This window comes from Lysobacterales bacterium (genome assembly GCA_014946745.1).
GTDB lineage: Bacteria > Pseudomonadota > Gammaproteobacteria > Xanthomonadales > Xanthomonadaceae > Aquimonas.
On the sequence record JADCRD010000003.1, the window covers coordinates 242,839 to 255,560 of the forward strand.

Below are 12,722 nucleotides of genomic sequence, written 5' to 3' on the forward strand. Positions count from 1 at the left end.
TCCTTCCGCTCTTGTTTGAATTCCCGGAGCCGGTCCGCCATGGCCCGTATCACCGTTGAAGATTGCCTCGCCGTCGTGAACAACCGCTTTGAGCTGGTGGTGATGGCTTCGCGCCGCGCCCGTCAGCTGGCCAACGGTGCCGACAACCAGCTGGGCCTGCAGGACCCGGAAGACAAGCCGACGGTGCTGGCCCTGCGCGAAATCGCCGCCCGCCGCATCGACATCGCCACGATCGAGGCGGTGGAGAAGGCCGAGCGCGAGCGCGCCGAGCGTGAAGCCCTCGCCTGGGCGGCCGCTGAAGTCGACGACGACCTGTCCAAGGGCGGCGACGACCTCTAAGCCGACCCGGCACCGAAGTACCGCAACGGCCCCCGCGTGGGGCCGTTGGTGTTTTCGACAGTCGCGTTCGACGGGATCCACTCGCTCGGGGCGGCCGATGGGCGCGCATTCCAGCCCGAACCGGCCCCAAACGCTTGTTTCAGCGCGCTTGCCGCCGGGTCGGTCGCTGTTTAGGCTCGCGACATGCCCCCTTTTGCCCTAGCCAGCGCTGACGCGCCCTTCGATCCGTGTCCGGAGGCCATCGAGGCCCTCCTGGTCAAGCTGCGCCCCTACCTGCCGGCCGAGCAGATTCCCACCGTCAAGCACGCCTACCATGTGGGCGCCGTGGCCCACGATGGCCAGACCCGCAAGAGCGGCGAGCCCTACATCACCCATCCGCTGGCGGTGGCGGGCATCCTCGCCGAACTCGGCATGGACGTCGAAACGCTGTGCGCGGCGATCCTGCACGACGCGCTCGAGGACACCCAGCTCGGCCGTGAGGCGATCTCGGGCGAATTCGGCGAGGCCGTGGCCGAACTGGTCGACGGCGTCACCAAGCTCGACAAGCTGAGCTTTCGCGATCGCAACGAGGCGATGGCCGAGAGCTTCCGCAAGATGCTGCTGGCGATGGCCCGCGATCTGCGGGTGATCCTGATCAAGCTCGCCGACCGCCTGCACAACATGCGCACGATTGGCTCGATGTCGGCGGACTCGCGCCGGCGCATCGCTCGCGAGACGCTCGACATCTACGCGCCTATTGCCCAGCGTCTGGGCATGAACCGCATCAAGTCCGAGCTGCAGGATCTCGGCTTTCGTGCCATGCATCCGTGGCGGCACGCGGTGATCGCGCGGCGCATCGCGCAGCAGCCGGTGATGCGCCGAGAGGCGATGGCCACCATCGAGGGGGCGCTGTCGCAGAAGCTCAAGCAGGAAGGCCTGAAGCATCGACTGGTGAGCCGGGTGAAGACGCCGCACAGCGTCTACAGCAAGATGCGCAACGAGTTCAAACCGCGCGCCGGTGAAGTGCGCGCCAAGCGCTTCGAGCGGGTCATGGACGTGTTCGGCTTTCGCGTGGTGGTCGAGCAGACCATGCAGTGCTATCACGCGCTGGGCGCGGTGCATGCGCTGTACAAACCCGTGGAGGCGCGCTTCCGCGATTTCATTGCGATCCCAAAGGCCAACGGCTACCAGAGCCTGCACACGGTGCTGTTCAGCCCCTACGGCTCGCACGTCGAGGTGCAGATCCGCACCGAAGACATGGACCTGCTCGCTGAGCGCGGTATCGCCGCGCACTGGCTGTACAAGACGGACGCACCGCAGAGCAGCAACAACAACGCCCAGAACCGCGCCCGCGCCTGGCTCTCGGAGCTGCTGGAGTCGCAGCAGGACGCCGGCAGCTCGCTGGAGTTCCTGGAGAACGTCAAGGTCGATCTGTTCCCCGACGAGGTCTACATCTTCTCGCCCAAGGGCCGCATTTTCGCCCTGCCGCGCGGTGCCACCGTGCTCGATTTCGCCTATGCGGTGCATACCGACGTCGGCAACCGCGCGGTGGCCTCGCGCATCGACAAGAAGCTGGCCCCGCTGCGCACGCGCCTGACCAGCGGCCAGACCGTCGAAGTCATCACCGCGCCCTCGGCGGTGCCGAACCCGCAGTGGCTGGAGTTCGTGGTGTCCTCGCGGGCGCGCACGGCGATCCGCCACCACCTGAAACGCCTGCAGCACGAGGATGCGGTCGAGCTGGGTCACCGCATGCTCGAAGCCGCGCTCGACGCGATCGAAGCCTCACTGGAGCGCGTGCCGCCAGCGGTGCTCGATCACTACCTTGAGGACAGTCGCCTGCGCCGGCTGGAGGATCTGCTGGCTGACATCGCGCTCGGCAACCGCATGCCTCAGCAGGTGGCGCTGGCGCTCACCGAAGGCCGCCGCCCGGGCGAGCGGCGCACGACGCCGCGGCTGGAAAAGATCCACATCAGCGGTGCCGGCCACGGCCTGCTCAGCTTTGCCGCCTGCTGTCGACCGCTGCCGGGCGACGAGATCATGGGCTATCTGTCCTCGGGTAAGGGCGTGGTGGTGCACCGCATGGAGTGCCCCAATCTGCCTGAGCTGCAGAAAAGTCCGGAGCGCTGGGTGCCGGTCGACTGGGACCGCGAGGTCGAGGGTGATTTCCGCGCCGGCCTGCGCGTTGAAGTGCTCAACAAGCCCGGCGTGCTGGCGCAGGTTGCAGCGGCCATTGCCGACGCCGAATCGAACATCGACAACGTCGAGTACCAGGAGCGCGACCTGCGCATGGCGGTGATGCACTTCGGCATCGAGGTGAAGCACCGCAAGCACCTGGCCGATGTGATGCGGCGCGTGCGCAAGCTCGATGTGGTGCTGGGCATCCAGCGCCTGTAGCGCGCCCGCGTCCCAACCTCCACCCCTGAACTCTGCAACGCAAGGAGCGCCCATGCCCCGCACTGCTATCCACTCCGACAAAGCGCCCGCCGCCATCGGCCCCTACTCGCAGGCGGTGCGCTGCGGCAACCTCGTCTTCCTGTCGGGCCAGATCCCGCTGTCGGCCAATACCGGTGAACTGGTCTTGGGCGACATCGCTTTCCAGACCCGCCGCGTATTCGACAACCTGAAGGCCGTCTGCGAGGCCGCCGGCGGCTCGCTGGCCGATGTCGCGCGCATCGGTATCTATCTCACCGACCTCGGCCATTTCGCCACCGTCAACGCGGTGATGGCCGAGTACTTCGACGCGCCCTATCCGGCGCGCTCGACCATCGGCGTTTCGGCCCTGCCGCGCGGTGCGTCGGTCGAAGTCGATGCGGTGATGGTGCTCGGCTGAGCCCGGGCCTCCCGCTCAAGCCATGAACAGCCTCGCCGCGCGGCCGGGCATCGCGCACGCCGGTGAGGCGAGCGTGCGCGGCCTGCCGGGCGTCGGCCCGCAGGTCGCGCAGAAGCTCGCCGCCGCCGGCATCGAGCGCCTGCAGGACCTGTGGTTCTGGCTGCCGCGCAGCTACGAGGACCGCACCCGCGTCGCGCCGATCGCCAGCCTCGCCCACGGCGAGAAGGCCATGGTCGAGGGCCGCGTCGACGCGGTGGAGAAGGGTTTCCGTTTCCGTCCGCAGCTGAAGGTGGCGATCAGCGACGACAGCGGCGACACTCTCGTGCTGCGCTTCTTCCATTTCCACGCCGGCCAGGTGGCGCAGTTCAGCCAGGGCGCCTGGGTGCGCTGCTACGGCGAGGCGCGCAATGCCGGCCTGTCGATGGAGATGGTGCATCCCAGCTACCGGCGGATCGCCGAGTCCGAGCGCGGCGAGGTGTCGGAGCGGCTGGATCCGGTCTATTCGGCAGTCGAGGGCATCGGTCCGGCGCGCTTGGCCCAGCTGGTGCAGACCGCGATCGAGAAGCTGCCGCCGTCGGAAGAGTTCGAGCTGCTGCCGGCCCCGCTGCGCGCCGAGCTCAAGCTGCCGGACCTGGGCCGCGCCCTGCGCTTCGTGCATGCGCCTACAGTCGGCACCGATCTCGCCGCGCTCAGCGACGGTCGCCATCCGGCGCGGCGGCGGCTGGCGCTTGAGGAGCTGCTGGCGCATCACCTGAGCCTGCGGCGCCAGCGCGTCGACCTGCGGCAGCAGGGCGCGCCGCCGCTGCGTGCGAGCGGTCGCTTGGCCCGCGGCCTGCGCGCAAATCTGCCCTTCGCACTCACCGATGCGCAGGAGCGTGTGCTCGGCGAAGTGCTGCAGGATCTCGGCGCCAGCGAGCCCATGCTGCGCCTGGTGCAGGGCGACGTTGGCTCGGGCAAGACCGTGGTTGCGGCGATGGCGGCCCTGCATGCGGTCGAGGCCGGCGCCCAGGTCGCGCTGATGGCGCCCACCGAGCTGCTGGCCGAGCAGCACTTCAACAACTTCCGCAGCTGGCTCGAACCGCTGGACATCGAAGTCGTCTGGCTGGCCGGCAAGGTCAAGGGCCGCGCCCGCGCGGCCGCGCTCGCACGCATCGCTGCCGGCGCCGGCGTGGTCGTCGGTACGCACGCGTTGATGCAGGAGGGCGTGGCCTTCGCCGGTCTCGGGCTCGCCATCATCGACGAGCAGCACCGCTTCGGCGTGCACCAGCGCCTCGCCCTGCGCGACAAGGGTCTGGTCGGCAGCCGGATTCCGCATCAGCTGGTGATGACCGCAACGCCCATTCCGCGCACGCTGGCGATGACCGCTTACGCCGATCTCGATGTGTCGGTCATCGACGCCCTGCCGCCCGGGCGCACACCGGTGCAGACGGTGGCGCTGGGCGTGGAGCGCCGGCCCGAGCTGGTCGAGCGCATCCGCGCGGCCTGCGCCGAAGGGCGCCAGGTCTACTGGGTCTGCACCCTGATCGAGGACAGCGACGAGGTGCAGGCGCAGGCCGCGCAGACCACCTACGAGCAGCTGCTGGCGCAGCTGCCCGAGGTGCGGGTCGCACTGGTGCACGGGCGCATGAAGCCGGCCGAGAAGCAGACCGTGATGCAGGCCTTCAAGGCCGGCGCGCTGCAGCTGCTGGTGGCGACCACGGTGATCGAGGTCGGCGTCGATGTGCCGAACGCCAGCCTGATGGTCATCGAAAATGCCGAGCGCCTCGGCCTGGCGCAGCTGCATCAGCTGCGCGGCCGGGTCGGCCGTGGGGCGGCCAAGTCGAGCTGCGTGCTGCTGTACCAGTCGCCGCTGTCGCGGCTCGCGCGCGAGCGCCTCGACACCCTGCGCCAGACCAACGATGGCTTCGTCATCGCCGAGAAGGATCTCGAACTTCGTGGCCCCGGTGAACTGCTGGGCACGCGCCAGACCGGCCTGGTCGGTTTCCGCATCGCCGATCTCGGCCGTGACGCCGACCTGCTGCCTGCCGCGCAGCGCCTCGCCGACGCCTTGCTGGCCGAGAGCCCCGAGCGCGCCGATCGCGTCATCGCCCGCTGGATCGGCGCTGCCGTCCGCTACGCGGGGGCTTAGGGTGGGTCTTGACCCACCGGGCCTCGACGCTCGCCCCGGTCAGATCTGCGCCAGTCGCCAAGCAACGCCCATCGCCACCACCCCATCGCCGACGCCAACGACCTCAAACAGCACACAACGAGACTCAAGTGACCAAGAAACAGAAGCTCCTGATCGATACCGACCCCGGCGTGGATGACGCCCTCGCCCTGCTGATGGCCCTGCGCCATCCGCGCGCCGAGGTGGTGGGCATCACCGTCACCGCCGGCAACGTCGGCCTTGCCCACACCACCCGCAACGCCTTGACCCTGGTCGAGCGCTGCGGACTGGACGTGCCGGTATTCGTCGGCGCCGATCGCCCACTGGTGTGGCCATCCGTGGACGCGGCCTTTGTGCACGGCAGCGATGGCTTCGGTGATGCCGGCCTGCCCGCACCCGAGCGCAAGGCCGAGCGCGAGCACGCGGTGCAGGCCATCCTGCGTCTGTCGTGCGAGCATGCAGGAGAGCTGACCCTGGTCACGCTGGGTCCGCTGACCAATCTGGCGCTGGCGCTGCGTCTGGATCCTTCGCTGCCCGAACGGATTCCGCGACTGGTGGTGATGGGCGCAGCGGTGACCGGGTTGGGCAACATCACGGCCAGCGCCGAGTTCAACATCTACTTTGATCCCGAGGCCGCCAAGGTGGTGTTCGACGCCTGGCCGAGCTTCGAGCTGGTCGACTGGGAAGCGACCCTGGCGCACGCCCTGCCTGACGCCGAGTTCGGCCGCTGGCTCACCGAGGGCGGCGAGCTTGCGCGCTTCTACGACGCGATCTCGACGCAGACGCGTGCCTTCATCCGCCAGCACCATGCCGACACCTTCCACAGCGCCGACGCGCTGGCGATGGCGGTCGTGCTGGAGCCGTCGATTGGCGGTGAGATCCGCCGCCACCGCGTCGAGATCGAAGTCGCGCAGGGCCTCTATCGTGGCGCCACGCGCGTCGACTGGGACAGCCGCGACTCGCGCGGGCCGAACGCGGCGATCGTCGGTCGGATCGACGCGCCGCGTTTCCACGTCCTGCTGCGCATGGCCCTGGGGCTCGGCTGAGCGAGGGCGTGGAGTGCTGTCGCCGTGCGCTTCAGCGCGCGCGGGTGGCGGCCTCGGGTTCGTCTTCCGCGGCGGGCGGTCGGCGCGGCAGATCGCGCACGTTCAGGTCCATCTGCGGGAAGGCGATTTCGACCCCGTGGTGCTCCAGCAGCACGGCAATACGACCGTTGAGATCGTTCTGCGCCAGCAGGCGCTGATCGATGGCCGGCACGAACACGCGCAGCTCGAAGTCGAGCGAGCTGGGGCCGAAGGCCAGCAGCCAGGTACGCGCGGGTGGATCGCGGGTGACATACGGGCAGGCGTCAGCGGCCTGCATCAGCAGGGCATGCACCTTGTCGATGTCGCTGCCGTAGGACACGCCAACCTTGACGATCAGCCGCGTCATCTGGTCGGTGAGCGTCCAGTTGGTCAGGCGGTCGGTGATGAAGGCCTTGTTCGGGATCACCACTTCCTTGTTGTCGAAATCGAGGATGGTGGTGGCGCGGGTGCGGATGCGGGTGACCCGACCGGTGAACTCGCCGATGGTGATGATGTCGCCGACGCGGAACGGGCGCTCGAACAGCAGGATCAGGCCGGACACGAAGTTGGCGAAGATCTCCTGAAGGCCGAAGCCCAGACCGACGGTGAGCGCGGCCGCCATCCACTGCAGCTGCGACCAGCGCATGCCGAGGAAGCCGAGGCCAACGATCACGCCGAGAATGACAATCGCGTAGCGAGCCACGCTGGTGATCGCATAGCGCGTCGGCGCGTCAATCTGCACCCGCGTCAGCAGGCCGATTTCGAGCAGGCCGGGCAGATTGCGCGCGGCGATCACGGTGAGCATCAGCACGGCCGCGCCCAGCAGGGCAGCGCGCAGGCTCACCTGGCCGATGATGGTGCTGCCGTCGGCGGCCTTGTCGCTGAAGCTCCACAGCGCGATCTCATCGAGCCGCTGCAGCGCCGGCAGGATGTCGGCCCAGACCCAGAACAGCAGCAGCACGAGCGCCGATGCGCTGACCGCCCGCAGCAGCCGCTTGGTCTGCGCCGAGATGCTCTGGATGTCGAGACGGTCGGCATCGACCTCGGACTGCAGTTCGCCATCGCTGGCGCCCTCGGCCAGCTCTGCGGCGCGGCGCTCTTCCGCACGCTGCAGGGCGATCCTGCGCTCGCCGAGCAGGAACCAGCGGCCGAGCAGGCCGTGCAGGAGCGACACCAGCAGCAGGGCGCCACCGGTCTGCCACAGACAGAGCACCAGCACGCTGGCGGTGAAGACGTAGCCGGCGAGTGTCAGCGCAACGGTCAAGCCCAGCAGCGCCGGCAGACCGATGCGGAGCGCCTGCCGCAGGCGCACCGGCTCGATCACACCGCCGCGCGGGCTCCACAGCTGGCCTGGGGCGAGCAGCCGCAGGAACAGCAGAGCGCTGGCGATCGCGAACACGATCAGCAGGCTGCGTCCCGCGGTGTCGATCGCGAGGTCCTGACCGCGGACGAGCGCGAGCGTGCTGAGGTACTGCGCGGGCAGCAGGATCAGTGCAGCCCGCGGCACGATCCGCGCCAGAGATTCGCGGCGGGCGCGGGTCCAGCGGAAGTGGGCGTGCGCGAGCCCGTTGTCGATGACCAGCCAGCGCAGGAAGGTGAATAGCGCGATGCTGCCGGCGAGCGCCGACAGCGCGGTCCCGATGGAATGCGTATAGCGCCCAGGATCACCCGCAAGCTGCAGCAGGCGCCCACCCAGCCAAGCCAGGGTGGCCCAGGGCAGGGCTGCCAGCAGGGTCCAGCCCAGGGCCTGCCAGGTGTAGCGGTAGCTGTCTTCGCGGATCGTGCGGGTGGGCCGCGCCAGTTCGGGCAATTCCTGGCGTGCGCGCCGCTGCAGCATGAACAGTGCGATCACCAGCAGACCGCCGGCGAGCACGCTCCAGGGCCTCGCCAAGACGGCCTGCAGCGCGCGTGCGCTGCTCTCGGCCAGGCGCCCCGGCGCGAGCAGATCCACCCAGCCGGCAGGCTGCGCGCGCAGCCATTCGAGATCGACGCTGCGGTGGCTGGGAATCCAGAAAAGCTGGCGATCAAGCAGGGCCTTGAGCTGCATGCTGGCGGCAAGCTGACCGTCCAGCGCCACCTCGGCCTGCTCAATGCGCTCAAGCAGTCGGCGCAGGCTGGTCTCCAGGCGTCGCAGCAGCTCGGCCCGCATCTGCAGCAGCGCGTCCAGCCGCGCGCCTGCCTCGGCGTCGCGCGCGTCGGCGTCGGACAGCGCCTTGATGCGTTCACTGCGATGGGCCTCGTGCGCGCTTTCGGCATCGGCAAGATCGAAGAGCCGGAGCCGGATTTGCACGGCCTCTTCGCGCAGCGTGCTGACCTCCCGCTGCAGGCTCTGGGGCTGCGGCAGTCGCTGACGCTCGCGCAGCAGAACCGCACCCACGGCCTCGGTATCCGCGCCCAGTGCGAGCCGCGAGGCGGCGTCGCGCAGGGCGCGCTCGATGCGCTCACGTTCGTGCTGCACGCGCGAGGCGCCGATCCGCATCGCCGTCAGGCGCGCATTGGCAGCGCTGAACTCGCGGCCGAGTTCGAGATTTGCGGCGGCTTCCTCGCGCAGCGGGCCGGCGGCGTCGACAAGCGCGCTGGCGTCGGTCTCAAGCTGCTGAAGCAGCTGGGCAAGCTCCGATTCCGAGCGCTCGCCTAGGCGCGCCTGCACCACGCCGGCCAGCGCCTCGGCTTCGCCGAGCTGCTGGCGCAGCCGACGCAGCTTCAGGTCGAGCACATGTCGTCGCAACTCGGCCGTGCCCTCATCGACCTCCGCACGTTGGAGTTCCGCGCGCCGCAGCTGCAGCTCTGCCTGCTGACGCGCGCGCTCGACCTGTGACGTGATCTCCGCGTCCTGCGCGCCGGCCAGCTGTTGTTCGAGCGTGCCGATCGTCTCGCGAAGGCGCGCCAGCGAGCCGCCGTTGCCGGCATCCAGGGCATCCAGGCCAGCCGCGAGCGTCTGCTGTTCACGTCGCAGCGGCTCGATGCGCGCATCCAGCGTGCGCAGTTCCTCTTCAAGCGCTTCCGGCGTATCGAGCCTTTGCACGCGCGCACGCTCGGCCTCAAGCGCGCCCGCGTCGCTGCGCGCCAGCTCGCGCTCGACGCTGCGCGCCTCGGCTTCCGCGCGGGCTGCATCGGCTTCGATGCGTGCGGTATCGGCGAGCACCTGCACGGCACTCGCGCGGTCGCTCTGCGCCGCGTCGAGCTTTGCCGTCAGTTCGGCGCGCTGGGCTTCCTCAAGACTGGCCGCCGTGACGCGCTCACGCAGCGCGTCCAGCGCTGCAGCGTCGGCTTCAGCGGTCGCGGCTTGGCTGGATGTGTGACTGAAGGAGGCGCTCGCCAGCGCGGCGATCAGGAGGAAGTACAGGGAGACGCCGCGCATGGTCGGGATAAGGCTTGCAGGATCAGGGCGCGAACGTTACCATGCCGCTCTTGTCTCGCCGAATTCCGGGCCGATCCATGAAAGCCGACATCCACCCGAAGTACCAGCCGGTCGTGTTCCAGGACGTGTCCTGTGACTTCTCGTTCCTGACCCGCTCCACGCTGACCAGCAAGGAGACGATCAAATGGGAAGACGGCCAGGAGTATCCGCTGATCAAGGTGGAAATCTCCGCTGAATCCCACCCGTTCTACACGGGCAAGCAGAAGATCGTCGATACCGGCGGACGCATCGACAAGTTCCGTCGTCGCTACGCGCCGAAGTAATCCCCCCACAGGGTTTCGTCTTCAGGCCTGGCAGCCTCTCGGCTGCCGGGCCTGTTGCCGTTTCCGTCAGTGGCGTTTCGACTTCACCAAAGTTGGACTGACCGCTGAACGGCCGCGTGGCATACTCCGGCGCCTTCCAGGTGGCCCCCTCCGGACGCCCGACTGAAGCCCCGCTACCGGCATGACAGTCGCCCGGGCCCAGGTCTTGCTTCCCGGGCCGCCGGAAGCCGCGCGAGGGCGAAGAACCCTCCGCTCCGCGTACACGGCCTGGCGGCCGGGTGCGCCCCTCCCCAGAAAGCACGCAACAAGGAGTTAGCCGTGTCCGAGAGCCAGAGCCTCACGCTCACCGATTCCGCTGCCGGCAAGAGCGCCGAGTTCCCCCTGCTGCGCGGCACGCTCGGTGCCCCGTGCGTGGACATCGGCAAGCTGCCGAAGGAAACCGGCTACTTCACCTACGACCCGGGTTTTGTTGCCACCGCAAGCTGTCGCAGTGCGATCACCTACATCGACGGTGATCAGGGCGTGCTGCTGTACCGCGGCTACCCGATCGAGCAGCTGGCCAAGCATTCAAGCTTCCTTGAAGTCGCCTATCTGCTGATGCAGGGCGAACTGCCCAACGCTGCCGAGTTCAAGACGTTCGAGCATGAGGTCACGCATCACACGATGATGCACGAGGCCCTCAAGAACTTCCTCGGCGGCTTCCGCCACGACGCGCATCCGATGGCCATGCTGTGCGGAATGATCGGCTCGCTGGCGGCCTTCTACCACGACAGCCTCGACATGGAAGATCCGGCCCAGCGTCGTCTGGCCGCGATCCGCCTGATCGCCAAGGTGCCGACGATTGCCGCGGCCTGCTACCGCTACTCGATCGGCTGGCCGAACCGCTACCCGCGCAACAACCTCGAATACGTCAACCGCTTCCTGCACATGATGTTCGAGGTGCCCTCGGGCCCGCTGGAGCTGCCGCCGGTGGCCGCGAAGGCACTGGATCTGCTGTTCATTCTGCATGCCGACCACGAGCAGAACGCCTCGACCTCGACCGTGCGATTGGTCGGCTCGACCGGCGCCAACCCGTATGCCTGCGTGGCGGCCGGTATCGCTGCGCTGTGGGGCCCGGCACACGGTGGCGCCAACGAGGCGGTGCTGAAGATGCTGGAAGAGATTGGTCGCCCTGAGGACGTCGCCAAGGCGGTCGAGAAGGCCAAGGACAAGAACTCCGGCTTCCGCCTGATGGGCTTCGGCCATCGCGTCTACAAGAACTACGATCCGCGTGCCTCGATCATCCGCGAGATGACCCACAAGGTGCTGGCCGACCTCGGTGTTAACGATCCGCTGCTCGAAGTCGCGATGAAGCTGGAAGAGGCGGCGCTGAAGGACGACTACTTTGTCGCCCGCAAGCTCTATCCGAACGTGGACTTCTACTCGGGCCTGATCTACAAGGCGCTGAACATTCCGACCGAGATGTTCACGGTGATGTTCGCCATTGCCCGCACCGCCGGCTGGGTCAGCCACTGGCTGGAGCAGCAGAACGACCCGGAAGCCAAGATCGGCCGTCCGCGACAGATCTACACCGGAGCTGGCGTTCGCGACTACACGCCGATCGCCTCGCGCTGAGTTCCGCTTGCATGGAAACGAGAACGCCCGCCGCCCGGCGGGCGTTTGCGTTGGCGGCACGAGGAGGGCCGGCAACGGGAGCGGCTTGCCCGCCGCGGCGCAGGCCGCGAGGGCGCCGCCGGAGCGCCAGCGCCGTCTCTGCTTGAGCCGGTGTGTGTGAACGGGCTCGCCCGGTCGCTACGTCAGCCTTCCGCGTGAGCCAGCAGCTCGCGCAGCGTCGACAGTGAGCCCCGCTTCATGGGGCGGTCGTCGATGCGATCCAGAGGCGCCTGGCGCAGCGCGTCGTGTGGCAACACGGTCAGGTCGAAGGGCGTACCGTCGGCACTGAAGACGTACACCGGAAAGACCGCACTGCGCTCGCGATCAAGACGCAGCCTTCGGCTCTGCTGCTCGACCGGAATGCCGTGCTCCGCGAGGAAGTGAGCGACGCTCTCGGGCTCGTCGGTGTAGAGGTGGAGGCAGACCGCGGAATGCTGATCCGCCGAGCCATCGAGCACCGCACCGACAAGGCGGGGTTCGAAGCGCTCGAAAAAGCGCAGCGCTTCCAGCGCGGCCTCGCGCAGCGCGCGCAGCACCTGCGGCTGCGCTTCTGCGCGAAACAGCCGCTGGTACTCGCGCAGCGCCTCTTCGATCTCCGCGTTGCGGGGGAGGGCGTTCTCATCCAGCACGCCGAGCTTGGCGGCAGCGCGCAGCTTGGCAACGTGGAAATCGCGGATTCCGCCGTCGGCCATCAGACGCGCGGCCTCACGGGCCAATCGCTGGCGGGTTTCGCGAGTGCGGGTGCGGGCGTGCTCGGCGGCGTGTCGCATGGCGTTCCCCAGGGGCAGGCACGGAGACCCGAGCATAGCGGACCCGCATGACCGCCCCGCATGCCCGCGCGCGTCCGCGAGCCGCGCCTGCAACGCGCCTGCGCGGCAGACGCCATGGAGTCGAAAGCGCGAAGCGCGAGAGCGGTTTCCAGGCGAGTCGCGGGCCTGTCGTGGTCGTACAGGCCAAGAGTCGGCGGAAAACCCCACCACGAGGGCGCCTGCGCAGCCCGGGCGCCTTCTGCCGCGCAGCCTCCTGG

General features: G+C 68.6%; 9 protein-coding genes. 7 read left to right on the plus strand and 2 right to left on the minus strand.

Going from position 1 to position 12,722, the window contains the following annotated elements:
• The first annotated feature begins 39 nt into the window (after positions 1 to 39).
• The 5 genes from rpoZ to H4O13_16925 all read left to right on the plus strand — a co-directional run bounded on the left by rpoZ (position 40) and on the right by H4O13_16925 (position 6,340).
• Complete coding sequence (gene rpoZ / locus H4O13_16905) at positions 40 to 339, plus strand: DNA-directed RNA polymerase subunit omega (GenBank protein ID MBE5317075.1); 300 nt, start codon at positions 40 to 42, stop codon at positions 337 to 339.
• A gap of 183 nt (positions 340 to 522) precedes the next feature.
• Positions 523 to 2,712: a bifunctional (p)ppGpp synthetase/guanosine-3',5'-bis(diphosphate) 3'-pyrophosphohydrolase gene (locus H4O13_16910; protein MBE5317076.1), complete on the plus strand. Its 2,190-nt coding sequence runs from the start codon at positions 523 to 525 to the stop codon at positions 2,710 to 2,712.
• 52 nt (positions 2,713 to 2,764) lie between these two features.
• Complete coding sequence (locus H4O13_16915; protein MBE5317077.1) at positions 2,765 to 3,148, plus strand: RidA family protein; 384 nt, start codon at positions 2,765 to 2,767, stop codon at positions 3,146 to 3,148.
• A 22-nt stretch (positions 3,149 to 3,170) separates the two neighbouring features.
• Positions 3,171 to 5,276 carry an ATP-dependent DNA helicase RecG gene (gene recG / locus H4O13_16920; GenBank protein MBE5317078.1) on the plus strand — a complete coding sequence of 702 codons (2,106 nt, stop codon included), beginning with the start codon at positions 3,171 to 3,173 and terminating at the stop codon, positions 5,274 to 5,276.
• A 128-nt stretch (positions 5,277 to 5,404) separates the two neighbouring features.
• The gene (locus H4O13_16925) at positions 5,405 to 6,340 is read left to right on the plus strand and encodes a nucleoside hydrolase (GenBank protein ID MBE5317079.1); all 936 of its coding nucleotides are present in this window, start codon (positions 5,405 to 5,407) and stop codon (positions 6,338 to 6,340) included.
• A 31-nt stretch (positions 6,341 to 6,371) separates the two neighbouring features.
• Here the strand turns inward: H4O13_16925 and H4O13_16930 are convergent, their stop codons facing one another.
• The gene (locus H4O13_16930; protein ID MBE5317080.1) at positions 6,372 to 9,719 is read right to left on the minus strand and encodes a mechanosensitive ion channel; all 3,348 of its coding nucleotides are present in this window, start codon (positions 9,717 to 9,719) and stop codon (positions 6,372 to 6,374) included.
• A 77-nt stretch (positions 9,720 to 9,796) separates the two neighbouring features.
• On the opposite strand from H4O13_16930, the gene H4O13_16935 reads away from it, so the two are divergent.
• Together H4O13_16935 and H4O13_16940 are read left to right on the plus strand one after the other, a co-directional pair.
• Positions 9,797 to 10,042 (plus strand): type B 50S ribosomal protein L31, encoded by a 246-nt coding sequence (locus tag H4O13_16935; protein ID MBE5317081.1) that lies wholly within the window; start codon positions 9,797 to 9,799, stop codon positions 10,040 to 10,042.
• 318 nt (positions 10,043 to 10,360) lie between these two features.
• Positions 10,361 to 11,656, plus strand: a complete 1,296-nt coding sequence (locus H4O13_16940) for a citrate synthase (protein ID MBE5317082.1) — start codon at positions 10,361 to 10,363, stop codon at positions 11,654 to 11,656.
• A 182-nt stretch (positions 11,657 to 11,838) separates the two neighbouring features.
• Here H4O13_16940 and H4O13_16945 read toward each other — a convergent pair whose 3' ends face one another.
• On the minus strand, positions 11,839 to 12,465 hold the full coding sequence (locus H4O13_16945) for a hypothetical protein (GenBank protein MBE5317083.1): 627 nt from the start codon (positions 12,463 to 12,465) through the stop codon (positions 11,839 to 11,841).
• Positions 12,466 to 12,722: the final 257 nt, after the last annotated feature.

Bases quoted from the DNA above. Each gene is read 5' to 3' on its own strand.
- H4O13_16945 (MBE5317083.1), bottom strand. From the start codon at position 12,465: ATGCGACACGCCGCCGAGCACGCCCGCACCCGCACTCGCGAAACCCGC.
- H4O13_16915 (MBE5317077.1), top strand. From the start codon at position 2,765: ATGCCCCGCACTGCTATCCACTCCGACAAAGCGCCCGCCGCCATCGGC.
- H4O13_16935 (MBE5317081.1), top strand. From the start codon at position 9,797: ATGAAAGCCGACATCCACCCGAAGTACCAGCCGGTCGTGTTCCAGGAC.
- recG (MBE5317078.1), top strand. From the start codon at position 3,171: ATGAACAGCCTCGCCGCGCGGCCGGGCATCGCGCACGCCGGTGAGGCG.
- H4O13_16910 (MBE5317076.1), top strand. From the start codon at position 523: ATGCCCCCTTTTGCCCTAGCCAGCGCTGACGCGCCCTTCGATCCGTGT.
- rpoZ (MBE5317075.1), top strand. From the start codon at position 40: ATGGCCCGTATCACCGTTGAAGATTGCCTCGCCGTCGTGAACAACCGC.
- H4O13_16930 (MBE5317080.1), bottom strand. From the start codon at position 9,719: ATGCGCGGCGTCTCCCTGTACTTCCTCCTGATCGCCGCGCTGGCGAGC.